20 protein-coding genes are annotated in these 23,424 nt (G+C 39.9%); 17 read left to right on the forward strand and 3 right to left on the reverse strand.

The window, feature by feature from the left end:
* The first annotated feature begins 48 nt into the window (after nucleotides 1-48).
* The 15 genes from N5909_RS01185 to N5909_RS01255 all read left to right on the forward strand — a co-directional run bounded on the left by N5909_RS01185 (nucleotide 49) and on the right by N5909_RS01255 (nucleotide 16,803).
* On the forward strand, nucleotides 49-465 hold the full coding sequence (locus N5909_RS01185; protein WP_033681039.1) for a hypothetical protein: 417 nt from the start codon (nucleotides 49-51) through the stop codon (nucleotides 463-465).
* Nucleotides 466-684: 219 nt separating this feature from the next.
* The gene (gene mobC, locus N5909_RS01190) at nucleotides 685-1,077 is read left to right on the forward strand and encodes a plasmid mobilization relaxosome protein MobC (protein ID WP_174705266.1); all 393 of its coding nucleotides are present in this window, start codon (nucleotides 685-687) and stop codon (nucleotides 1,075-1,077) included.
* Entirely contained in the window at nucleotides 1,071-2,705 is a 1,635-nt protein-coding gene (locus N5909_RS01195) for a relaxase/mobilization nuclease domain-containing protein (protein ID WP_033681041.1), read from the forward strand. The genes mobC and N5909_RS01195 overlap by 7 nt, the downstream gene beginning before the upstream one ends.
* A gap of 49 nt (nucleotides 2,706-2,754) precedes the next feature.
* Nucleotides 2,755-4,047 (forward strand): ISLre2 family transposase, encoded by a 1,293-nt coding sequence (locus N5909_RS01200; protein WP_033681042.1) that lies wholly within the window; start codon nucleotides 2,755-2,757, stop codon nucleotides 4,045-4,047.
* A 439-nt stretch (nucleotides 4,048-4,486) separates the two neighbouring features.
* The gene (gene rpmB / locus N5909_RS01205; RefSeq protein WP_001140948.1) at nucleotides 4,487-4,675 is read left to right on the forward strand and encodes a 50S ribosomal protein L28; all 189 of its coding nucleotides are present in this window, start codon (nucleotides 4,487-4,489) and stop codon (nucleotides 4,673-4,675) included.
* A gap of 155 nt (nucleotides 4,676-4,830) precedes the next feature.
* The gene (locus N5909_RS01210; protein WP_000216437.1) at nucleotides 4,831-5,196 is read left to right on the forward strand and encodes an Asp23/Gls24 family envelope stress response protein; all 366 of its coding nucleotides are present in this window, start codon (nucleotides 4,831-4,833) and stop codon (nucleotides 5,194-5,196) included.
* A 2-nt stretch (nucleotides 5,197-5,198) separates the two neighbouring features.
* Nucleotides 5,199-6,866 carry a DAK2 domain-containing protein gene (locus N5909_RS01215; protein ID WP_000036655.1) on the forward strand — a complete coding sequence of 556 codons (1,668 nt, stop codon included), beginning with the start codon at nucleotides 5,199-5,201 and terminating at the stop codon, nucleotides 6,864-6,866.
* A 361-nt stretch (nucleotides 6,867-7,227) separates the two neighbouring features.
* Nucleotides 7,228-7,641, forward strand: coding sequence for a 30S ribosomal protein S12 (rpsL, locus tag N5909_RS01220; protein ID WP_001142332.1), 414 nt, complete (start codon nucleotides 7,228-7,230; stop codon nucleotides 7,639-7,641).
* Nucleotides 7,642-7,660: 19 nt separating this feature from the next.
* Nucleotides 7,661-8,131, forward strand: a complete 471-nt coding sequence (rpsG, locus tag N5909_RS01225) for a 30S ribosomal protein S7 (RefSeq protein ID WP_000087873.1) — start codon at nucleotides 7,661-7,663, stop codon at nucleotides 8,129-8,131.
* Between the two features lie 282 nt (nucleotides 8,132-8,413).
* Nucleotides 8,414-10,495, forward strand: coding sequence for an elongation factor G (gene fusA / locus N5909_RS01230; protein ID WP_000090348.1), 2,082 nt, complete (start codon nucleotides 8,414-8,416; stop codon nucleotides 10,493-10,495).
* Between the two features lie 328 nt (nucleotides 10,496-10,823).
* Nucleotides 10,824-12,524, forward strand: a complete 1,701-nt coding sequence (locus N5909_RS01235) for an acetolactate synthase large subunit (RefSeq protein ID WP_033682350.1) — start codon at nucleotides 10,824-10,826, stop codon at nucleotides 12,522-12,524.
* A complete protein-coding gene (gene ilvN / locus N5909_RS01240) occupies nucleotides 12,517-12,993 on the forward strand; it encodes an acetolactate synthase small subunit (protein WP_001253803.1) in 477 nt (158 codons plus the stop codon). Before N5909_RS01235 ends, ilvN begins: the two co-directional genes overlap by 8 nt.
* A 169-nt stretch (nucleotides 12,994-13,162) precedes the next feature.
* On the forward strand, nucleotides 13,163-14,185 hold the full coding sequence (gene ilvC / locus N5909_RS01245; RefSeq protein WP_000290683.1) for a ketol-acid reductoisomerase: 1,023 nt from the start codon (nucleotides 13,163-13,165) through the stop codon (nucleotides 14,183-14,185).
* A 310-nt stretch (nucleotides 14,186-14,495) separates the two neighbouring features.
* Complete coding sequence (gene ilvA, locus N5909_RS01250) at nucleotides 14,496-15,746, forward strand: threonine ammonia-lyase IlvA (protein WP_033682348.1); 1,251 nt, start codon at nucleotides 14,496-14,498, stop codon at nucleotides 15,744-15,746.
* An 841-nt stretch (nucleotides 15,747-16,587) separates the two neighbouring features.
* Entirely contained in the window at nucleotides 16,588-16,803 is a 216-nt protein-coding gene (locus N5909_RS01255; RefSeq protein WP_001130036.1) for a hypothetical protein, read from the forward strand.
* Between the two features lie 196 nt (nucleotides 16,804-16,999).
* Here the strand turns inward: N5909_RS01255 and N5909_RS01260 are convergent, their stop codons facing one another.
* Both N5909_RS01260 and N5909_RS01265 read right to left on the reverse strand, forming a co-directional pair.
* On the reverse strand, nucleotides 17,000-17,740 hold the full coding sequence (locus N5909_RS01260) for an amino acid ABC transporter ATP-binding protein (RefSeq protein WP_033682347.1): 741 nt from the start codon (nucleotides 17,738-17,740) through the stop codon (nucleotides 17,000-17,002).
* Nucleotides 17,740-19,305 (reverse strand): ABC transporter substrate-binding protein/permease, encoded by a 1,566-nt coding sequence (locus N5909_RS01265; RefSeq protein WP_271630671.1) that lies wholly within the window; start codon nucleotides 19,303-19,305, stop codon nucleotides 17,740-17,742. The genes N5909_RS01260 and N5909_RS01265 overlap by 1 nt, the downstream gene beginning before the upstream one ends.
* Before the next feature lie 139 nt (nucleotides 19,306-19,444).
* On the opposite strand from N5909_RS01265, the gene N5909_RS01270 reads away from it, so the two are divergent.
* Together N5909_RS01270 and N5909_RS01275 are read left to right on the forward strand one after the other, a co-directional pair.
* Nucleotides 19,445-21,334 (forward strand): DUF2207 domain-containing protein, encoded by a 1,890-nt coding sequence (locus N5909_RS01270; RefSeq protein WP_271630673.1) that lies wholly within the window; start codon nucleotides 19,445-19,447, stop codon nucleotides 21,332-21,334.
* 62 nt (nucleotides 21,335-21,396) lie between these two features.
* Nucleotides 21,397-22,242: an undecaprenyl-diphosphate phosphatase gene (locus tag N5909_RS01275; protein WP_061589580.1), complete on the forward strand. Its 846-nt coding sequence runs from the start codon at nucleotides 21,397-21,399 to the stop codon at nucleotides 22,240-22,242.
* A gap of 32 nt (nucleotides 22,243-22,274) precedes the next feature.
* Here the strand turns inward: N5909_RS01275 and dinB are convergent, their stop codons facing one another.
* On the reverse strand, nucleotides 22,275-23,336 hold the full coding sequence (gene dinB, locus N5909_RS01280; RefSeq protein ID WP_271630675.1) for a DNA polymerase IV: 1,062 nt from the start codon (nucleotides 23,334-23,336) through the stop codon (nucleotides 22,275-22,277).
* Nucleotides 23,337-23,424 lie beyond the last annotated feature (88 nt).

Consider the following 23,424-nt stretch of genomic DNA (forward strand, 5'->3'; position numbering starts at 1 on the left):
ACCCAAGGTCAAATTAAAAACAAATCATCATCAAGGAGGACAACACTCATGACTAATGAACAAGAAGAACAACTGATTATCATCCTTTCAGACTTTATTCCAATCATGGATGGAGACAGAGTTCAAGGAGTATTGCCAAACGCTAAAGACTTGACTCGCCAAAAAGTTCTGGAGCAACTAGAGGAAGAACAGTCTCAACTACCTGAAGGAGATCCTGCTCTTTTGGAGTGGGAAGAAGAAAATATTGAGCTACTCAAGATGATTACAGATGAAGAATTTCAAGCTGTACTCACTGAAAAAATCTTACTGACAGAAATACAAATTGGGCAGTCTATTTTCCAGCCTCTAACTACTCAACAACTTTCTGTCCTAGCTGAAAAGTTGCAAGGTCAGAAAGAAAAAAGTGTAGAAAATAGTGATAAGCAATCATCTATTTTCAAAAACATCTTCAGTTGGTTACGATAAATTGTTAGAAGTTGTACTCCAAAAGATATAAGAAAGGGGCTTGGGGATTTCCCCAAAACTGAGAAAATCAAGAAGGAAAACTGCAGGGTTCTCCTTCTCTGATTTTTTTTAAATTTCGCAAATGGATATCCATTTGCTACGCTTGCCACAAGGAAGTCAGGGGATGATGCCTGGTCAGAAAATGCCAGAGCCTTTGAGAGAAAGAGGATAAAAAAAATAATGCAGAAACGAGAAAATAGAAAACGCTATATACAAAAATTGATACGACTAACACCAGAGGAAGATCGTCAAATTAAAACGGCGATGGCCCAAATGGGAGTTCCATCTTTTCAATACTATGCGAAGAATCAACTGGTACAAGGGAAGGTGGTTCAAATTGATTTTTCTGAATTGAAAGACCTTCGAGTTGCTATCAATCGAGTGGGCACGAACATCAACCAAATTGCCAAGCATGCTAACGAAAATCAAGGGGTTACGACAGAGGAAGTAGCACAAGTTATTGACTATCTATCTGAGTTGAAAGAGATGGTAGCTGCCAAACTTTCTAGCGCAGAGAAGAAAAGTTTACAGGAGCGAAAAGTAAAAACTATAAGGACGTATGACGAATGGTAGTAATCAAAGCACCCAAACAAATTAAAACTCCTTCCAATTTAAAAATAGCTGTACGCTATATTCTGAATGAAGCGAAAACACTTGTGTCAGAAACCGCAGAAAGTGATCTTGATTTTCCTCTTGTCTATCATAATGGTGAACTTCAAATGAAGCTAGTATCTGGCAATGGGATCTCTGATTTTAGCGTAGCAGATGAGGAAATGGTTATGACAAAATTGGCTGCAGCCTTTAAAAAAGGAGATGATGACTTGAAAGAATTATCTTCAGGAAAACAAGTATTGGCCCATCACATTATCCAGTCTTTTTCTCCAGATGATAACTTGACTCCTGAGCAGGTTCATGAAATTGGCCGTCAAACGATGTTAGAATTGACAGGTGGAAATTATGAGTTTGTGATCGCAACCCACACGGATAAAGATCATCTTCATAACCATATCATACTTAATACCACCAATACCTCAACGCTCAAGAAATTTCGTTGGGAAAAGAAAACCTTGAAAAATTTGAGAGGCATTTCGGACAAACATGCGGCACGATACGGCGCTAAAATTATTGAGCCTACTATGAAAAATTCTTATACAAAGTATTCTGCTTGGCGGAGACAAAATAATTATCGGTTTGAAATTAAGGAGCGTCTGGATTTTCTTCTGAAGCACTCTTTGTCGTTAGAAGATTTCAAACAAAAGTCAGCTGCGCTTAATCTTCAGATTGATTTCTCTGGAAAATTTGTGAAGTATAAATTGCTCGATCAGCCCCAACAAAGAAATGTCCGAGATGATACATTATCGAAGAAAGGACTCTATTCTCTTGAAAAAATAAAAGAGAGAATTTCTAAGAATCAGTTAGTTTTTGATGTGGAGGAATTGAAAGAACAATACCAAGAATCAAAAGAAAAAACGGCAAATGATTTTGAATTGAAATTGGAAGTGGAATCCTGGCAGGTCGAGCAAGAAAGCAAGCAAGGCATTTACGTGCAGATGGATATGGGAGCTTTAAATAGTGGTACAATTTTAATACCTTCTCATAAAGTTGATAAAAATGAGGATGGAAATTATACCATCTATATCAAAGAGAAAGACTATTTTTATTTTCTCAATCCTGATCAATCACAAAAAAATCGGTACATGATGGGTTTGACTGTCGCAAGACAATTGGCCAAACAAAATGGTGAGACAGTCGTAACTAAAAATGCTCAAATTTCCTCTATACGTGAGCTGATTAAGGAATATAATTTCTTAGTCGAGCACGGCGTGACAGATGGAGCACAATTTCAACATTTGGAAAATCGTTTTAATGAAAAGATTGAGATTACCCTGGAGGAATTAAGACAACTAGATGAGCGACTTGGACGTTATCATAAAATTGAAGGAGCACTTTTAGCCATCCAGAAATCTCCAGAAAATAGTCTTGTAGCGGTACAACTATTGGATGATTTAGGAGTTCCAAAAGATATGGGACTGGAAGATGTCAGTCAACTGATCAAACAATTCCAAATTGAAAAAGGAGCCTTACAAGAGTTCTTTGATGATACATTAAAACATTACACAGATTATAGAGATGTTAAGGAGCACGTGCGTAGTCGTGAAGAGAAAGTTGACCGACGTTTTGAAGATGAAAAAACCTTGTAAAAGTTTCTGATATTTTCAATCTAGTCATGATTTCAGTACAATAGAGAGTATGTTTAGATTTGATGAAAAAGAATTTGTCGCAGAACTAGATCGCAAACGTAAGCAGCAATTCCTGAAGCGAGTAAGAGATTATGACGAGCAGATAGCTCCCACCATGAGACGGAGGGGATATAAACGGATAGATAGTACAGAGAGGACAGTTGTTTTTACATTTGGAGAGATGACCTTTTCTAGGAATCGCTGGCGAAAGGGAAAGAAAACTTGTTATCCTGTTGATGAGTGGCTAGGCTTAGAAAAGTATATGCGTTATTCTCCTGAGTTGATTTTTCACATGGCAAAACACGCTTCCGTTTTATCCTACCGTGAAGTTTGTCGAACAGTTAAGATGGCTTATCGCCTAGAGATAACAAAGGATGCTGTGTTGAAGTCTGTAAAAATGGCAGGTAGACTCTTTTCAGAGAGGGAACGTTATCGGCTGTTTAGAGGTGATGAGCAACCGAAAAAAATACAGGTAGATAAAATCTACCTGGAGGGAGATGGTGTGCTCGTCAAGACAACATCAAGCAATGATGAACGACACAATACAGACTTAGCCCATTTCCTGATTCATACTGGAGCGAAGAAGGTTGGTAATAATCGGTATGTACTAGAGAATAAACATGAGATTATCCATACAAGCCATGAACAAGCAAAGGAAGAATTGATAGACTATCTCTGCAATCATTTTGAAATCACTGATCGAACTCTTCTTATCACTAACTCGGACAATGGTAAAGGATATTCTCGCAGAATATTTCAAGAAATTAAGAAGGTCCTACGGATTAAACGTCATGAGCATTTCTGGGATGCTTATCATGTCAATGAAGAACTTAAAAGATTCCTGAAGCCGTACCCATCTACACTACTTGATCTTGCTTTTAGGGCCATCAAAAATCATCAGAAGAACCTGCTTCAGACCGTACTAGATACAGTTGAATCTCTCACAGAAAGTCAAGAAGCTCTTGATAATTTTTACAATTTTCGTAAGAAATTATTAAGAAATTTCTGTGACACTAGACCACCTAAACTTAGAGGGTTATCCTCACGTGGTATCGGAGTAATGGAGAGTCAGCACCGAAAGGTTACTTACCGTATGAAACATCGAGGGATGTATTGGTCCATCGAAGGGGCTTGTACTATGTCCAGAATGATACTCCTTGAACGAATTGATCAGCTATACAATCTATTTTTTGGATCTTGGAGACAAGAGTATGAAGAATTTAGGGATACGGGACTAGGTGCAGGATTTCGTATTAACCATAGGCCGCACAAAGCTGTTATCAGAAAAAGAGGGCATAAATAATACAAAAAGGCAGACAAAAGCCTCTAAAAAAAGATTTTTTTAGAGGTGTTTTTGTCATGTTTTTATACAAAATAGTTGCTTTTTTGCCTAATGTGTGTTACAATAATAGAGTAAATAAAAACGAAAAAGGTGTAGAAGCAGCAACTTCTACACCACCGATTAAGACAAACACACACTTTGCTTAATCAGTCAAACAATATTGTAGCATAAATAGTGCAATATAGTCAAGGGCTGGGGTAAAGTGAGGAACTTTTTCCAGTTTTTTTGTCTGAAAAATCTCGCTTTCTTATTGAGTTATAAGGATATTTGATTATTCCCAAAAATTTAGACACAAACAAATCTTCCAATTCCCTTGCAAAAATAAAGAAAGTGTGATAACATAGTACGGTATGTGGTGCTAGCACATCCGCTATATTAGATCTAATAGGAGGAAAACACAATGGCTAAAGTATGTTACTTTACAGGTCGTAAGACTGTATCAGGAAACAACCGTTCACACGCGATGAACCAAACAAAACGTGCCGTAAAACCAAACCTTCAAAAAGTTACTGTTCTTATCGATGGTAAACCTAAAAAAGTTTGGGCTTCAGCTCGTGCTTTGAAATCAGGTAAAGTTGAACGCGTTTAATAATAAAAGTAAGGAGACCTTAGGGTCTTTTTTCTTTTACTGTAGATATAAAATCATTTGAAAAATAGAGTAAATATCCGCTGATACAGTATTCTGCTTTTACACTTGGGCTGAAATATGATAAAATAGAGTATCAACTAGTTGAGGTAAAAAGGATGACTGTAAAAATTAATACAAAAGATGGTCAAATCGAACTAACAGATGAAGTGATTGCAACCGTCGTAGGTGGAGCAGCAACTGAGATTTTTGGTGTGGTCGGTATGGCTAGTAAAAATGCCCTCAAAGATAATTTCCAAGCCCTTCTAGGTAAGGAAAATTATTCCAAAGGTGTCGTTGTAAAGGCGGCCGAAGATGGCAGTATTGCAGTTGATGTATATACCGTGTTGAGCTACGGAACAAAGATTAGCGAAGTGTCAAAAAACATTCAAGAGCGTGTTCGTTTTAGCTTGGAAAACCAGCTTGGAATTACTGCTCAGACTGTAAATGTCTACATTCAAAATATCAAAGTTGTAGGAGAATAACCGTGTCAAAAATTACTACTAGCTTATTTCAAGAAATGGTGCAGGCTGCATCAACTCGCTTGAATAAGCAAGCTGAATATGTCAATTCATTAAACGTCTTTCCAGTTCCAGATGGAGATACTGGAACAAATATGGGAATGACCATTGAAAATGGTGCTAAAGAAGTTGCAGACAAGCCAGCTTCTACAGTTGGCGAGGTAGCGAGCATTCTTGCCAAAGGTCTTTTGATGGGTGCGCGTGGAAACTCAGGTGTTATTACGTCTCAGCTTTTCCGTGGATTTTCACAAGCCATCAAGGATAAAGACGAGTTAACAGGTCAAGACTTGGCCCTTGCATTCCAATCAGGTGTAGAAGTTGCCTATAAGGCAGTGATGAAACCAGTCGAAGGAACGATTTTGACAGTTTCTCGTGGAGCTGCTATCGGTGCTAAGAAAAAAGCTGAGCAAACAGATGACGCTGTTGAAGTCATGCGCGCAGCCTTGGAAGGTGCTAAAACAGCTCTAGCTAAAACACCAGACATGCTTCCAGTATTGAAAGAAGTTGGCGTTGTGGATTCAGGTGGTCAAGGACTGGTCTTCATCTATGAAGGTTTCCTTTCAGCCCTTACTGGTGAATATATTGCATCTGAGGACTTTGTAGCGACTCCGGCCAACATGAGTGAAATGATCAATGCTGAACATCATAAGTCTGTAGCTGGTCACGTAGCGACTGAGGACATCACCTTTGGTTACTGTACTGAAATCATGGTAGCTCTTAAGCAAGGTCCAACCTATGCCAAAGATTTTGACTACGACGAATTCCGTAACTACTTGAATGAACTCGGGGATTCTCTCCTTGTTGTCAATGATGATGAAATTGTCAAAGTCCATGTCCATACAGAAGATCCAGGACTTGTTATGCAAGAAGGTCTCAAATATGGTAGCTTGGTCAAGGTAAAAGTTGACAATATGCGTAACCAACACGAAGCACAGGTTGAGAAAGAAGCTGCTCAAGTTAGCAAACCAGCTGAAGAAAAAGAGTATGCTTTGATTGCTGTAGTGGCTGGTAAAGGTCTAGCAGATATCTTCCGTTCTCAAGGTGTGGATTATGTTATCGAAGGCGGTCAAACTATGAACCCTTCAACAGAAGACTTTATCAAGGCTGTTGAACAGGTCAACGCTCGTAACATCATCTTCCTACCAAACAACAAGAATATTTTCATGGCAGCTCAATCTGCAGCAGAAGTTTTGGAGCAACCAGCAGTAGTGGTAGAGGCTCGTACTCTTCCTCAAGGTTTGACAAGTCTTCTTGCCTTTGATCCAAGCAAGTCTATCGAAGAAAACCAAGAGCGTATGACTGCTGCTCTTAGCGATGTCGTTAGCGGAAGCGTCACAACAGCTGTGCGTGATACAACCATTGATGGCTTAGAAATCCATGAAAACGATAATCTTGGTATGGTGGATGGGAAAATCCTCGTGTCAAACCCTGACATGCACCAAACCTTAACTGAAACCTTGAAACATATGTTGGATGAAGATAGTGAAATCGTCACCTTCTATGTTGGTGAAGACGGAAGCGAAGAACTTGCCAATGAAATTGCCCAAGAAATCGCAGAAGAATTCGAAGATGTTGAAGTAGAGATTCACCAAGGCCAACAACCAGTTTACCCATACCTATTTAGTGTGGAATAAAAATTTAATAGATTAAAAAGAAAGTTGATTTTACAACTTTCTTTTTTTATGACATTTGTCATATTTCTTAGTGACAGAAGCTTCTAGCTCCGCTAACTTCAAAGGACTATAATTGAAGGAACAAATAGTTATGATTAATCTTCTTGTTCTGATCAGAATTTAAAGATTGGAAAGACGATAAAAAAAGAAAAATATCTTGACAAGCAATGGAAAATTTTGTTACAATAATAGACGGTACTTTTTACTTTTGGTCTCTCAAGAGTGTACAGGGACGTGCTGACAAATGTTGCAAAAGTACACACAGATGATAGCTGTCACCAAGTGTATCATCACCAAAAATAAAAAACACAGGAGAATGTAGATGCCTACAATTAACCAATTGGTTCGCAAACCGCGTAAATCAAAAGTAGAAAAATCTAAATCACCAGCTTTGAACGTTGGTTACAACAGTCATAAAAAAGTTCAAACAAACGTTTCTTCACCACAAAAACGTGGTGTTGCAACTCGTGTTGGAACAATGACACCTAAAAAACCTAACTCAGCCCTTCGTAAATTCGCTCGTGTACGTTTGAGCAACCTTATCGAAGTTACTGCCTACATCCCAGGTATCGGACACAACTTGCAAGAGCACAGCGTGGTTCTTCTTCGTGGTGGACGTGTAAAAGACCTTCCAGGGGTACGTTACCATATCGTCCGTGGAGCACTTGATACTGCAGGTGTTAACGATCGTAAACAAGGCCGTTCTAAATACGGTACTAAACGTCCAAAAGCATAAGGAAAGGGGATAAAGAGAAATGAGTCGTAAAAATAGAGCTCCAAAACGTGACGTATTGCCAGATCCGCTTTACAATTCACAACTAGTTACTCGTCTTATCAACCGCGTTATGCTTGATGGTAAACGTGGTACAGCTGCTTCAATCGTTTATGGTGCCTTTGAGCAAATCAAAGAAGCTACTGGCAACGATGCACTTGAAGTATTTGAAACAGCTATGGAAAACATTATGCCTGTACTTGAAGTACGTGCACGTCGTGTTGGTGGTTCTAACTACCAAGTCCCAGTTGAAGTTCGTCCAGAACGTCGTACAACACTTGGACTTCGTTGGTTGGTAACAATCGCTCGTCTTCGTGGTGAGCACACAATGCAAGACCGTCTTGCAAAAGAAATCTTGGATGCTGCTAATAACACTGGTGCAGCAGTTAAGAAACGTGAAGACACTCACCGTATGGCTGAAGCTAACCGTGCATTCGCACACTTCCGTTGGTAAGATAGGATGCGAAAGCGTTAAGAAAGTCCCAGAGAAAATAGGGAATCAAAGCAGGTTGCGATTGCAACCAATGAGATTCATCTTTTTCTCCAGACTTTTAGCTTGAGCTCAACTCAACTAACTTGGGCTTTTAGCCCGAGTTCAATTCAACTTGTAAATCTACAAGTTGAAACCAACAATAGCATGAAAACATTGAGAACGGGTAGGTCCTGCCTATCCGTTTTTATTAAAATCGTGTTATAATAGAATAGAAATCAAAAATAAATAGGAGAAACAAACCTCATGGCACGCGAATTTTCACTTGAAAAAACTCGTAATATCGGTATCATGGCTCACGTCGATGCTGGTAAAACAACAACTACTGAGCGTATTCTTTACTACACTGGTAAAATCCACAAAATCGGTGAAACTCACGAAGGTGCGTCACAAATGGACTGGATGGAACAAGAGCAAGAGCGTGGTATCACTATCACATCTGCTGCGACAACAGCTCAATGGAACAACCACCGCGTAAATATCATCGACACACCAGGACACGTGGACTTCACAATCGAAGTACAACGTTCTCTTCGTGTATTGGATGGTGCGGTTACCGTTCTTGACTCACAATCAGGTGTTGAGCCTCAAACTGAAACAGTTTGGCGTCAAGCAACTGAGTACGGAGTTCCACGTATCGTATTTGCCAACAAAATGGACAAAATCGGTGCTGACTTCCTTTACTCTGTAAGCACACTTCACGATCGTCTTCAAGCAAATGCACACCCAATCCAATTGCCAATCGGTTCTGAAGATGACTTCCGTGGTATCATCGACTTGATCAAGATGAAAGCTGAAATCTATACTAACGACCTTGGTACAGATATCCTTGAAGAAGACATCCCAGCTGAATACCTTGACCAAGCTCAAGAATACCGTGAAAAATTGATCGAGGCAGTTGCTGAAACTGACGAAGAATTGATGATGAAATACCTCGAAGGTGAAGAAATCACTAACGAAGAATTGAAAGCTGGTATCCGTAAAGCGACTATCAATGTTGAATTCTTCCCAGTATTGTGTGGTTCTGCCTTCAAGAACAAAGGTGTTCAATTGATGCTTGATGCGGTTATTGACTACCTTCCAAGCCCACTTGATATTCCAGCGATTAAAGGTATTAACCCAGATACAGACGAAGAAGAAACTCGTCCAGCATCTGACGAAGAGCCATTTGCAGCTCTTGCCTTCAAAATCATGACTGACCCATTCGTAGGTCGTTTGACATTCTTCCGTGTTTACTCAGGTGTTCTTCAATCAGGTTCATACGTATTGAACACTTCTAAAGGTAAACGTGAACGTATCGGACGTATTCTTCAAATGCACGCTAACAGCCGTCAAGAAATTGACACTGTTTACTCAGGTGATATCGCTGCTGCCGTTGGTTTGAAAGATACTACAACTGGTGACTCATTGACAGATGAAAAAGCTAAAATTATCCTTGAGTCAATCAACGTTCCAGAACCAGTTATCCAATTGATGGTTGAGCCAAAATCTAAAGCAGACCAAGATAAGATGGGTATTGCCCTTCAAAAATTGGCTGAAGAAGATCCAACATTCCGCGTTGAAACAAACGTTGAAACTGGTGAAACAGTTATCTCAGGTATGGGTGAGCTTCACCTTGACGTCCTTGTTGACCGTATGCGTCGTGAGTTCAAAGTTGAAGCGAACGTAGGTGCTCCTCAAGTATCTTACCGTGAAACATTCCGCGCTTCTACTCAAGCACGTGGATTCTTCAAACGTCAGTCTGGTGGTAAAGGTCAATTCGGTGATGTATGGATTGAATTTACTCCAAACGAAGAAGGTAAAGGATTCGAATTCGAAAACGCAATCGTCGGTGGTGTGGTTCCTCGTGAATTCATCCCAGCGGTTGAAAAAGGTTTGGTAGAATCTATGGCTAACGGTGTTCTTGCAGGTTACCCAATGGTTGACGTTAAAGCTAAGCTTTACGATGGTTCATACCACGATGTCGACTCATCTGAAACTGCCTTCAAGATCGCGGCTTCACTTGCCCTTAAAGAAGCTGCTAAATCAGCACAACCAGCTATCCTTGAGCCAATGATGCTTGTAACAATCACTGTTCCAGAAGAAAACCTTGGTGATGTTATGGGTCACGTAACTGCTCGTCGTGGACGTGTAGATGGTATGGAAGCACACGGTAACAGCCAAATTGTTCGTGCTTACGTTCCACTTGCTGAAATGTTCGGTTACGCAACAGTTCTTCGTTCTGCATCTCAAGGACGTGGTACATTCATGATGGTATTTGACCACTACGAAGATGTACCTAAGTCAGTACAAGAAGAAATCATTAAGAAAAACAAAGGTGAAGACTAATCAGTCCTCGCTCTAAAAGGAAGTCACTTAGTGGCTTCCTTTTTTGTATAGTTATTATAAATTTCATTAACTCCGCAAACGTGCAGTGCACTCAAAAAATTTCATATAAAAATGAGTTAAAGAAATTTGCGAAAGAAATTTACAACATAAATGATAATAAATTGCTAAAGAATATAAATTACCTTTTAAAACTTATAAAAAATAGAATATTATTCATAAATAAACGTTAAAATAGAAAATTCAGAAAATTTCTTCTTTTCTCTTGAAAAATTTTGAAAAAATGGTATGATAGTAACAAGTTATTTTTAAGAGAAGAGAAAGGGGAACAATGGAGAAAATCAGTTTAGAATCTCCTAAGACGGGGTCGGACCTAGTTTTGGAAACACTTCGTGATTTAGGAATTGATACCATCTTTGGTTATCCTGGTGGTGCGGTCTTGCCTTTTTATGATGCGATATATAATTTTAAAGGCATTCGCCACATTCTAGGGCGCCATGAGCAAGGTTGTTTGCATGAAGCTGAAGGTTATGCCAAATCAACTGGAAAGTTGGGTGTTGCCGTCGTCACTAGCGGACCGGGAGCAACAAATGCCATTACAGGGATTGCAGATGCCATGAGCGATAGTGTTCCCCTTTTGGTCTTTACAGGTCAGGTAGCGAGAGCAGGGATTGGGAAAGATGCCTTTCAGGAGGCAGACATCGTGGGAATTACCATGCCAATCACTAAGTACAATTACCAAGTTCGTGAGACAGCTGATATTCCTCGTATCATTACGGAAGCTGTCCATATCGCAACTACAGGTCGCCCAGGGCCAGTCGTAATTGACCTACCTAAAGACGTGTCTGCTTTAGAAACAGACTTCATCTATTCACCAGAAGTGAACCTACCAAGCTATCAACCGACTCTTGAGCCAAATGATATGCAAATCAAGAAAATCTTGAAGCAATTATCCAAGGCTAAAAAGCCAGTCTTGCTGGCTGGTGGTGGAATTAGTTATGCTGAGGCTGCGGCAGAATTAAATGAATTTGCAGAACGCTATCAAATTCCAGTGGTAACCAGCCTTTTGGGACAAGGAACGATTGCAACGAGTCACCCACTCTTTCTTGGAATGGGGGGGATGCATGGGTCATTCGCAGCTAATATTGCCATGACAGAAGCCGACTTTATGATTAGTATTGGTTGCCGTTTTGATGACCGTTTGACAGGAAATCCAAAGACTTTCGCTAAGAATGCTAAGGTTGCCCACATTGATATTGACCCTGCCGAGATTGGAAAGATTATCAGTGCAGATATTCCTGTAGTTGGAGATGCTAAGAAAGCCTTGCAAATGTTGCTGGCCGAACCGACAGTTCATAACAATACTGAAAAATGGATTGAAAAAGTCACTAAAGACAAGAACCGTGTTCGTTCTTATGATAAGAAAGAGCGTGTGGTTCAACCGCAAGCTGTTATTGAACGAATTGGTGAATTGACGAATGGAGATGCCATTGTGGTCACAGACGTTGGTCAACACCAAATGTGGACAGCCCAGTATTATCCCTACCAAAATGAACGTCAGTTAGTGACTTCAGGTGGTTTAGGAACCATGGGATTCGGAATTCCAGCAGCAATCGGTGCCAAAATTGCTAACCCAGATAAGGAAGTAGTCTTGTTTGTTGGAGATGGTGGTTTCCAAATGACTAACCAAGAATTGGCTATTTTGAACATTTACAAGGTGCCAATCAAGGTGGTCATGCTGAACAACCACTCACTTGGAATGGTTCGCCAGTGGCAGGAATCCTTCTATGAAGGTAGAACATCTGAGTCAGTCTTTGATACCCTTCCTGATTTCCAATTGATGGCACAGGCTTATGGCATTAAAAACTATAAGTTTGACAATCCTGAGACCTTGGCTCAAGACCTTGAAGTCATTACTGAGAATGTTCCTATGCTAATCGAGGTAGATATTTCTCGTAAGGAACAAGTGCTACCAATGGTACCAGCTGGTAAGAGTAATCATGAGATGTTGGGGGTGAAGTTCCATGCGTAGAATGTTAACAGCAAAACTACAAAATCGTTCGGGAGTCCTCAATCGCTTTACCGGTGTCCTGTCTCGTCGTCAGGTTAATATTGAAAGCATCTCTGTTGGAGCAACAGAAGATCCGAATGTATCGCGTATCACCATTATTATTGATGTGGCTTCACATGATGAAGTGGAGCAAATCATCAAGCAACTCAATCGTCAGATTGATGTGATTCGCATTCGAGATATTACAGACAAGCCTCATTTGGAGCGCGAGGTGATTTTGGTTAAGATGTCAGCGCCAGCAGAGAAGCGAGCTGAGATTCTAGCAATTATTCAACCTTTCCGCGCAACGGTGGTAGACGTAGCACCAAGCTCGATTACCATTCAGATGACAGGAAATGCTGAAAAGAGCGAAGCCTTATTGCGAGTTATTCGACCATACGGTATCCGCAATATCGCTCGTACGGGTGCAACTGGATTTACCCGCGATTAATACTCTTCGAAAATCTCTTCAAATCACGTCAGCTTTGCCTTGCCGTACTCAAGTACAGCCTGCGGCTAGCTTCCTAATTTGCTCTTTGATTTTCATTGAGTATAAAAATATTTTAAATTTGTTAATCCAGCCTAAAAGGCAATAAATAATAGAAAAGAGAGAAAAAACTATGGCAGTTCAAATGGAATACGAAAAAGATGTTAAAGTAGCAGCACTTGACGGTAAAAAAATTGCCGTTATCGGTTATGGTTCACAAGGACATGCGCATGCTCAAAACTTGCGTGATTCAGGTCGCGATGTTATCATCGGTGTACGTCCAGGTAAATCTTTTGACAAAGCAAAAGAAGATGGATTTGACACTTACACAGTAGCAGAAGCAACTAAATTGGCTGATGTTATCATGATTTTGGCACCAGACGAAATCCAACAAGAATTGTACGAAGCAGAAATCGCTCCAAACTTGGAAGCTGGAAACGCAGTTGGATTTGCTCACGGTTTCAACATCCACTTTGAATTTATCAAAGTTCCTGCAGATGTAGATGTCTTCATGTGTGCTCCTAAAGGACCAGGACATTTGGTACGGCGTACTTACGAAGAAGGATTTGGTGTACCAGCTCTTTACGCAGTATACCAAGATGCAACAGGAAATGCGAAAAACATTGCTATGGACTGGTGTAAAGGTGTTGGAGCTGCCCGTGTAGGTCTTCTTGAAACAACATACAAAGAAGAAACTGAAGAAGATTTGTTTGGTGAACAAGCTGTACTTTGTGGTGGTTTGACTGCACTTATCGAAGCAGGTTTCGAAGTCTTGACAGAAGCAGGATACGCTCCAGAATTGGCTTACTTTGAAGTTCTTCACGAAATGAAATTGATTGTTGACTTGATCTACGAAGGTGGATTCAAGAAAATGCGTCAATCTATTTCAAACACTGCTGAATACGGTGACTATGTATCAGGCCCACGTGTGATTACTGAGCAAGTTAAAGAAAACATGAAAGCTGTCTTGGCAGACATCCAAAATGGTAAATTTGCAAATGACTTTGTAAATGACTATAAAGCTGGACGTCCAAAATTGACTGCTTACCGTGAACAAGCAGCTAACCTTGAAATTGAAAAAGTTGGTGCAGAATTGCGTAAAGCAATGCCTTTCGTTGGTAAAAACGACGATGATGCATTCAAAATCTATAACTAATTGATAGAAATTAAGGTGAAGGCGAGTTGGGGGACTAACTCGCTTTTATAATCAATTCATCTCTCTTTTTTAGAGGATGGATTGAGATAATATTCAATGAAAATCAAGAGCAAACTAGGAAGCTAGCCGTAGGCTGCTCAAAGCACTGCTTTGAGCTTGTAAATAAGACTGACGGAGTCAGCTCAAAACACTGTTTTGAGGTTGTAGATAAGACTGACGAAGTCAGTCACATATATAATCCAAGGTAAAGCTGACGTGGTTTGAAGAGACTTTCGAAGAGTATAAGTATGAAATAGTCTAGGAGAAAAAGATGTTAAGTTCAAAAGATATCATCAAGGCTCATAAGGTCTTGAATGGTGTGGTTGTGAATACACCGCTTGATTATGACCATTATTTATCGGAGAAGTATGGTGCTAAGATTTATTTGAAAAAGGAAAATGCCCAACGTGTTCGTTCTTTTAAAATTCGCGGTGCCTATTATGCCATTTCCCAGCTCAGCAAGGAAGAGCGTGAACGAGGAGTAGTCTGCGCTTCTGCGGGAAATCATGCACAGGGCGTTGCCTATACTTGTAATGAAATGAAAATTCCTGCAACTATTTTCATGCCCATCACTACTCCGCAACAAAAGATTGGTCAGGTTCGCTTTTTTGGTGGGGATTTCGTAACCATTAAACTAGTTGGAGATACCTTTGATGCCTCAGCTAAAGCAGCTCAAGAATTTACACTCTCTGAAAACCGTACCTTTATTGATCCCTTTGATGATGCCCATGTTCAAGCTGGTCAAGGGACAGTTGCTTATGAGATTTTAGAAGAAGCTCGAAAAGAATCGATTGATTTCGATGCTGTTTTGGTCCCTGTTGGAGGAGGAGGTCTCATTGCTGGAGTTTCGACTTATATCAAGGAAACAAGTCCAGAGATTGAAGTCATTGGGGTAGAGGCAAATGGAGCGCGTTCCATGAAGGCTGCCTTTGAAGCTGGTGGGCCTGTCAAACTAAAAGAAATTGACAAATTTGCGGATGGGATTGCTGTTCAAAAGGTAGGTCAGTTGACCTATGAGGCAACTCGTCAACATGTTCAAACTTTGGTAGGTGTCGATGAGGGATTGATTTCTGAAACCTTGATTGACCTCTACTCTAAGCAAGGGATTGTCGCAGAACCTGCTGGAGCAGCTAGTATCGCCTCTTTAGAGGTTTTAGCTGAATATATCAAGGGGAAAACCATTTGTTGTATCATTTCTGGAGGAAATAATGATATCAACCGTATGCCAGAAATGGAAGAGCGTGCCTTGATTTATGATGGGATCAAGCATTACTTTGTGGTTAATTTTCCACAGCGCCCAGGGGCCTTACGTGAGTTTGTAAATGATATCTTGGGGCCAAATGATGATATCACACGTTTTGAGTATATCAAACGAGCTAGCAAGGGGACAGGGCCCGTATTGATTGGGATTGCCTTGGCAGATAAGCATGATTATGCAGGTCTGATTCGTCGCATGGAAGGGTTTGATCCATCTTATATTAACTTAAATGGTAATGAAACGCTCTATAATATGCTTGTCTGAGGACTAATAAAAAAATATCATATTATTTGCACAATTGATGTATAGGTGCTATAATGAGGGTGAAGAAAGGGGGCGATTCCTATGGACTTAGGAAATTGATTACGCTATTTCTATCACAAGTCATTATAGTACCTATTATTTTTTGATTTAGTTTATAGTAAAGGAGTAAAATTACTTGTTATATATAAGGAGTATTTTTAGAATCCACTATTTTATATATAGCTAATATGAATTTTGGCTAAATATAATAGGAATTAGAAAAAATAATCAATACTAATAAGAAACCTTATACTGAGTTGACTGAGAAGAGTGATAAGATACTAAGAAGATAAAAACAGTGGAAAATATTGGAAGATAGGATACTATTGTGTCCTAACTACTCATCTTTTTATTGGTTTAAAGAAACAAAAAAGGAAGATAAAGTAAATAAATAGTACCAGTTGAGCAAGTGAAAAGTGCTTATAAAGGCAGGAAGAATAGTAAAGAAGGAGAAGAGAAAGAATAGTTGCTAATAGTGTGGAGAGCAAGTCTTCTGCTATTAGAAATATCATTTTAAAGTTAGGTAAATAGAATAAAGTTGAAGATAAAACCTGTCTAATCTATCAAGAATTGCTATTTGTAAAGCATGAATATTTTTACAAACAAAAGAGTTAATAATACAATTATTTTAAAGGTGTTTACTAATGGTTTATAGTAAGTGAAAACCTATATATTATCGGCTTTAATAAGATAGTAATAGAAAAATAAATCATTAATTTTATTGAATATATGTTTTTTTATTGACAAAAGTCATAAAAACGTATACAATTAAATATCGTAAAGAAGAAAATAGGAGAAGGACATGGCTAAGTCAAACTTTGAAAAAGTAGAATCAGTTGTTGGCTGGGTTCGTGATAAGAAAATCACAGGCTACCGTATCTCTAAAGAAACGAATGCGCGTGAAATGTCTATCATTGCTCTAGCGCAGGGTCGTGCAAAAGTAAAAAATATTTCATTTGAAACAGCTCTAGGTTTAATTGATTTCTATGAAAAAAATCATGAAAAATTTGAAGATTAATCTTTGGATAATGGCGGATTCTTGAAAAGGGTCTGCCTTTTCATTTTGATACTCAATGAAAATCAAAGAGCAAACTAGGAAGCTAGCCGTAGGCTGTACTTGAGTACGGCAAGGCGAAGCTGACGTGGTTTGAATTTGATTTTCGAAGAGTATGAGGACAGCAAAAAGACTGCACGATTGATGCAGCCTTTTCTTTTTATTTGAGATAACGTTGAAGAAATTCTTTTGTACGTTCTTCTTTAGGATTGGTGAAGAGGTCTTCTGGTTTGCCTTCTTCAGCAATTACACCTTTATCCATAAAGATAACACGGTGAGAGACATCACGGGCAAATTCCATTTCGTGAGTCACTACAATCATAGTCAAGCCTTCCTGAGCTAGATCTTGCATGATTTTAAGGACTTCTCCAACCATTTCTGGATCGAGAGCTGATGTTGGTTCATCAAAGAGAATAGCGTCAGGATTCATAGAGAGGGCGCGTGCAATAGCCACACGTTGTTTTTGACCACCTGAGAGTTGTTTTGGTTTGGCTTGCCAGTAGCGTTCTCCCATGCCGACTTTTTCCAAGTTTTCTTTGGCAATCTTTTCAGCTTCTGTACGTTCACGTTTAAGGACAGTTGTCTGAGCGACGATTGTGTTTTCAAGGACGTTGAGATTTTCAAAGAGGTTAAAGGATTGGAAAACCATCCCTAACTTTTCACGGTATTGCGTGAGGTCATAGCCTTTTTCGAGGACGTTTTGTCCATGATAAAGGATTTGTCCATCAGTTGGTGTTTCAAGTAGGTTAATAGAGCGTAGGAAGGTCGATTTCCCGCTTCCAGAGCTTCCGATGATAGAGATGACCTCTCCCTTGTGGACAGTGAGTGAAATGTCTTTTAGCACTTCATTTTGACCATAGGATTTTTTGAGGTGTTTAATTTCAAGGATTGCTTGTATCATTATTTCAAATCCTCCGTTTGCATTTGGTTAGCACCTGTAGTATAGGTATCCATGTCCATTCGGCGCTCGATGAAGCGTAGGATACGTGTTACGGTGAAGGTGAGGACAAAGTAAATCACGGCGATGATTGTAAATGTCTGGAAGTATTGATAGGTTTGAGTTGCTACGGTATTTCCTGAGAAATAAAGTTCGACAACAGAGATAACGTTCAATACAGATGTATCTTTGATATTGATGACAAATTCATTACCAGTTGCTGGTAGGATGTTACGGACTACCTGAGGTAGGACAATCTTACGCATGGTTTGGTTGTGGGTCATACCAAGAGCAGTCGCAGCTTCAAATTGTCCCTTGTCAACTGCTAGGATACCACCACGGACGATTTCAGTCATGTAGGCACCGGTATTGATTGAAACGATGAAGATAGCAGCCAGTGTGCGGTCAAGGTTGATACCGAAAGCTTGGGCAGTTCCATAGTAGATAACCATCGATTGAACGATCATTGGGGTACCACGGAAAATTTCAATGTAGACATTGAGAATCCAGCCGACTAGTTTTTGTAAGCCATAAATGGCTTTATTTTCAGATAGAGGAGCAGTACGGAAGACACCAATGGCAAGACCAATAATGAGACCTGTGATGGTTCCGACGATAGAAATCAAAAGAGTGACACCAGCCCCACGCAAGAGTTGTTGCCAGTTTTCAGAAAGAATTTTAGCGACTTGGCTAAAGAAGCTACTGCTAGTCTCTTCAGTGGTTGTAGCTTCGGCAGGTTGTTCCTTGATCATACGATCCATCAAGGCAACTTGGTCGTCTTTTGAAATGGTTTCAATGCTGGCATTGATTTGGCTAATACGATTGTCATCTTTACGAAGTCCAATAGCAATAGCTGTATCTTCTTCTCCAGTTTTGAAACCTGGTTCTACTTGAACCATCTTAAACTTAGAGTTCGCAGCTTCGGCAGTCAGAGCTTCCGGGCGTTCAGAAACATAGGCATCGATGACACCAGCCTCAAGAGCTTGGCGCATTTGAGCGAAGTCTCCCATGGCTGTTTCTTTTTTAGCACCTGGGATTTGTGCAATCAAATCGTAAAGGTAAACACCTTGTTGAGAAGTGATTTTCGCACCATTAAAGTCATCCAAAGATTTAGCATTTGAGTAGGCAGAATCTTTTTTGACCAGTAGAACTGGTTCGCTAGTATAGTAACTGCTTGAAAATGCAATTTCTTGTTTGCGTTCGGCAGTAGGACTCATACCTGCGATAATCATGTCAATCTTACCAGAAGTAAGGGCAGGAACTAGACCTTCCCACTTTGTTTTAACAACCAAAGGTTCTTTACCTAAGTCCTTAGCGATTTTCTTGGCGATTTGAACATCGTATCCGTTAGCATACTGGTTAGTCCCATCGATTTTGACAGCCCCATTGCTATCATCATCCTGAGTCCAGTTAAAGGGAGCATATGCTGCTTCCATCCCGATGCGTAAATATTCATCGGCTTGGGCAACATTGACAAGTCCCAGCATCAGCAAGAGACTTGTGAAAATAGATAAGTATATTTTTCTCATGATTTCTCCTATTTCTAATCTATTAAAAAATAACTGCCTCCTATTTTATCGAAAAAAACTCTATTTTTCAACATAGGTAAGCCCTTACTTATGAAAAAATGATATAATGATAGCAAAGATAAAAAAGGGGACTTAGTTGATGAAAAAAACTTTTTTCTTGCTGTTATTTTGTTTGTTTTGTATGTTTCCACTCTCGGTTTTTGCCATTGATTTTAAGATAAACTCTTATCAAGGAGATTTGTATATTCATGCAGACAATACGGCAGAATTTAGACAGAAGATAGTTTACCAGTTTGAGGAGGACTTTAAGGGGCAAATCGTGGGACTTGGACGTGCTGGCAAGATGCCTAGCGGATTTGAGATAGATCCTCAACCAAAGGTTCAGGCCTCGAAAAACGGTGCTGAACTGACAGACGTTACTAGCGAAGTGACAGAAGAGGCGAATGGTTATACTGTGAAAGTCTACAATTCAGGTCAAGAAGGCGACACAGTTGAAGTTGACCTCGTTTGGAACTTAAAGAATTTACTTTTCCTTTATGATGACATCGCTGAATTAAATTGGCAACCTCTGACAGATAGTTCAGGAGCTATTGGAAAGTTTGAATTTCATGTAAGGGGAGACAAGGGGGCTGAAAAACTCTTTTTCCATACAGGGAAACTTTTTAGAGAGGGAACGGTTGAAAAGAGTAACCTTGATTATACTATCCGTTTAGACAATCTTCCGCCTAAGCGGGGAGTTGAATTGCATGCCTACTGGCCTCGAACTGATTTTGCTAGCGCTAGGGATCAGGGATTGAAAGGAAATCGTTTAGAAGAGTTTAATAAGATAGAAGACTCGATTTTTAAAGAAAAAGAGCAAAGTAAACAACTCGTTACTTGGGTCTTCCCTTCGATACTTTCTATCTCCTTGTTATTGAGTGTCTGCTTCTATTTTATCTATAGAAGAAAGACCACTCCTTCCGTCAAATATTCCAAAAATCATCGTCTCTATGAACCACCAATGGAATTAGAGCCTATGGTTTTATCAGAGGCGGTTTACTCGACCTCCTTGGAGGAAGTGAGTCCTCTAACCAAAGGAGCAGGAAAATTCACCTTTGACCAACTTATTCAAGCTACCTTGTTAGATGTGATAGACCGTGGGAATGTCTCTATCATTTCAGAAGGAGATGCAGTTAGTTTGAGGCTAGTAAAAGAAGATGGTTTGTCAAGTTTTGAGAAAGACTGTCTAAATCTGACTTTTTCAGGCAAAAAAGAAGAAACTCTTTCCAATTTGTTTGCGGATTACAAGGTATCTGATAGTCTTTATCGTAGAGCAAAAGTCTCTGATGAAAAACGGATTCAAGCAAAGGGGCGTCAGCTCAAATCTTCTTTTGAAGAAGTATTGAAAGAGATGCAAGAAGGAGTGAGAAATCGGGTTACCTTCTGGGGGCTTCCGGATTATTATCGTCCTTTAACTGGTTTGGAAAAAGCCTTGCAAGTGGGAATGGGACTCTCTACAGTCCTGCCTCTATTTATTGGATTTGGTTTGTTCTTGTACAGTTTAGATGTTCATGGCTATCTTTACTTCCCCTTGCCTATATTTGGTTTTCTAGGTTTGGTTTTGGCTGTTTTCTATTATTGGAAGCTTCGGCTAGATAATCGTGATGGAGTCCTAAATGAAGCAGGAGCAGAAGTATACTATCTCTGGACCAGTTTTGAAAATATGTTGCGTGAGATTGCACGATTGGATCAGGCTGAACTGGAAAGTATTGTGGTCTGGAATCGCCTCTTGGTTTATGCGACCTTATTTGGCTATGCGGACAAGGTTAGTCATTTGATGAAGGTTCATCAGATTCAAGTGGAAAATCCAGATATCAATCTCTATGTAGCTTATGGTTGGCACGGTATGTTTTATCATTCAAGCGCGCAAATGAGCCATTATGCCAGCATCGCAAACACAGCAAGTACCTATTCCGTATCTTCTGGAAATGGAAGTTCTGGCGGTGGCTTCTCTGGCGGTGGAGGCGGTGGTAGTATCGGTGCCTTTTAAAGAGAACTGTCACAGGCTGAAAAAATATGCTATAATGGAAGATAGAAAAAAAGGAGTAATCTATGTATCTTATTGAAATTTTAAAATCTATCTTCTTCGGGATTGTTGAAGGAATTACGGAATGGTTGCCGATTTCCAGTACAGGTCACTTGATTTTAGCAGAGGAATTTATCCAATACCAAAATCAAAACGAAGCCTTTATGTCCATGTTTAATGTCGTGATCCAGCTTGGTGCGATTTTGGCGGTTATGGTGATTTACTTTAATAAGCTCAATCCCTTTAAACCGGGTAAAGACAAGCAGGAAGTTCGTCGAACTTGGCAATTGTGGTCTAAAGTTCTTGTAGCTACTTTACCTTTGCTTGCTGTATTTAAGTTTGATGATTGGTTTGATACCCACTTCCATAACATGGTTTCAGTTGCTCTCATGTTGATTATCTATGGGATTGCCTTTATCTATTTGGAAAAGCGCAATAAAGCGCGTGCTATCGAGCCAAGTGTAACAGAGTTGGATAAGCTTCCTTATACGACAGCCTTCTATATCGGCCTCTTCCAAGTTCTTGCCCTTTTACCAGGAACCAGCCGTTCTGGGGCAACGATTGTCGGTGGTTTGTTGAATGGAACCAGTCGTTCTGTTGTGACAGAGTTTACCTTCTATCTTGGAATTCCAGTTATGTTTGGAGCTAGCGCCTTAAAGATTTTCAAATTTGTGAAAGCAGGACAACTCTTGAACTTTGGGCAATTGTTCTTGCTCTTGGTTGCGATGGGAGTAGCCTTTGCAGTCAGCATGGTCGCTATTCGTTTCTTGACCAGCTATGTGAAAAAACACGACTTTACCCTTTTTGGTAAATACCGTATCGTGCTTGGTAGTATCTTGCTACTTTATAGCTTTGTCCGTTTGTTTGTATAAGAAAAACCTTGAAGAGTCAGCTCTTCAAGGTTTTAAAATCCAGTCACGGTAATCCCCAACAGGCGGACACCTCTTTCTTTCTCGCTTAACTCTTCATAGAGTTGCAGGGCTATTTGGCTTATCTGACTAGCATCCTGTGTTTTTTGAGGCAGACTTTTTCGTTTAGTGAGAGTTGAAAAGTCCTCGTAGCGGATTTTCAAAATGACAATTGTTCCAGCTTTTTCTTGTTGACTGAGATTGAGAGCGACTCTTTCTGATAGGAGAGTCAGCTCTTTTTTGATATCTTCCTCGGCACGGAGAATCTTCCCGTAGGTTTTCTCCTTGCCGATTGATTTACGGATGCGATTGGATTTGACAGGAGAATTGTGAATACCACGAGCCTTTCGATAAAGATCATAGCCCAGTCTGCCAAAACGGTCTATTAGGGTCACTTCAGGAACTTCAAGTAGATCAGCTCCAGTAAAAACGCCCATTTGATGAAGACGTTCCACCGTCTTTTTTCCTACTCCATGAAACTTGGAAATATCCATTTGTTTTAGAAAGTCCTCAGCCTGCTCAGGTAGAATTACTGTCAGACCATGAGGTTTTTGATAATCGCTAGCCATTTTAGCTAAGAATTTGTTGTAGGAAACACCGGCAGAAGCAGTTAAATGAAGTTCTTGCCATATATCCTCTTGAATGAGGCGAGCAACTTTGACCGCTGACTTGATACCGAGTTTATTTTCTGTTACATCCAAATAGGCTTCGTCAATACTCATAGGTTCAATCAAATCTGTATAGCGCTTAAAAATAGCTCGAATCTGGAGTCCCACAGCTTTGTATTTCTCATAATTTCCTGAGATGAAGACGGCTTGGGGACAACGCTCATAGGCTTCCTTAGAGCTCATGGCTGAATGGACACCAAAAGCTCGCGCCTCATAGCTACAGGTAGAAACGACTCCCCGCCCACCTGTTTGCCGAGGGTCGCTTCCGATAATGACAGGTTTTCCTCTGAGTTTAGGATTATCCCTGATTTCTACTGCAGCAAAAAAGGCATCCATGTCAATATGGATGATTTTTCTTGACAAATCATTTAACAAAGGAAAAATCAACATGCCTAGCACCTTTTTACTGCTTATTTTCTTTTATTATACCCTTTTTTCTGAAAAAAAGAAAAAAGGATTTTATTTTTTCAAAAATATA

The sequence above is a fragment of the Streptococcus gwangjuensis genome, assembly GCF_028156745.1.
Classification (GTDB): Bacteria; Bacillota; Bacilli; order Lactobacillales; family Streptococcaceae; genus Streptococcus; species Streptococcus gwangjuense_A.

What these genes read in the sequence shown, in the direction of transcription:
- N5909_RS01185 (WP_033681039.1), top strand. Translation starts at nt 49, where the DNA reads ATGACTAATGAACAAGAAGAACAACTGATTATCATCCTTTCAGACTTT.
- mobC (WP_174705266.1), top strand. Translation starts at nt 685, where the DNA reads ATGCAGAAACGAGAAAATAGAAAACGCTATATACAAAAATTGATACGA.
- N5909_RS01195 (WP_033681041.1), top strand. Translation starts at nt 1,071, where the DNA reads ATGGTAGTAATCAAAGCACCCAAACAAATTAAAACTCCTTCCAATTTA.
- N5909_RS01200 (WP_033681042.1), top strand. Translation starts at nt 2,755, where the DNA reads ATGTTTAGATTTGATGAAAAAGAATTTGTCGCAGAACTAGATCGCAAA.
- rpmB (WP_001140948.1), top strand. Translation starts at nt 4,487, where the DNA reads ATGGCTAAAGTATGTTACTTTACAGGTCGTAAGACTGTATCAGGAAAC.
- N5909_RS01210 (WP_000216437.1), top strand. Translation starts at nt 4,831, where the DNA reads ATGACTGTAAAAATTAATACAAAAGATGGTCAAATCGAACTAACAGAT.
- rpsL (WP_001142332.1), top strand. Translation starts at nt 7,228, where the DNA reads ATGCCTACAATTAACCAATTGGTTCGCAAACCGCGTAAATCAAAAGTA.
- rpsG (WP_000087873.1), top strand. Translation starts at nt 7,661, where the DNA reads ATGAGTCGTAAAAATAGAGCTCCAAAACGTGACGTATTGCCAGATCCG.
- fusA (WP_000090348.1), top strand. Translation starts at nt 8,414, where the DNA reads ATGGCACGCGAATTTTCACTTGAAAAAACTCGTAATATCGGTATCATG.
- N5909_RS01235 (WP_033682350.1), top strand. Translation starts at nt 10,824, where the DNA reads ATGGAGAAAATCAGTTTAGAATCTCCTAAGACGGGGTCGGACCTAGTT.
- ilvN (WP_001253803.1), top strand. Translation starts at nt 12,517, where the DNA reads ATGCGTAGAATGTTAACAGCAAAACTACAAAATCGTTCGGGAGTCCTC.
- ilvC (WP_000290683.1), top strand. Translation starts at nt 13,163, where the DNA reads ATGGCAGTTCAAATGGAATACGAAAAAGATGTTAAAGTAGCAGCACTT.
- ilvA (WP_033682348.1), top strand. Translation starts at nt 14,496, where the DNA reads ATGTTAAGTTCAAAAGATATCATCAAGGCTCATAAGGTCTTGAATGGT.
- N5909_RS01255 (WP_001130036.1), top strand. Translation starts at nt 16,588, where the DNA reads ATGGCTAAGTCAAACTTTGAAAAAGTAGAATCAGTTGTTGGCTGGGTT.
- N5909_RS01260 (WP_033682347.1), bottom strand. Translation starts at nt 17,740, where the DNA reads ATGATACAAGCAATCCTTGAAATTAAACACCTCAAAAAATCCTATGGT.
- N5909_RS01265 (WP_271630671.1), bottom strand. Translation starts at nt 19,305, where the DNA reads ATGAGAAAAATATACTTATCTATTTTCACAAGTCTCTTGCTGATGCTG.
- N5909_RS01270 (WP_271630673.1), top strand. Translation starts at nt 19,445, where the DNA reads ATGAAAAAAACTTTTTTCTTGCTGTTATTTTGTTTGTTTTGTATGTTT.
- N5909_RS01275 (WP_061589580.1), top strand. Translation starts at nt 21,397, where the DNA reads ATGTATCTTATTGAAATTTTAAAATCTATCTTCTTCGGGATTGTTGAA.
- dinB (WP_271630675.1), bottom strand. Translation starts at nt 23,336, where the DNA reads ATGTTGATTTTTCCTTTGTTAAATGATTTGTCAAGAAAAATCATCCAT.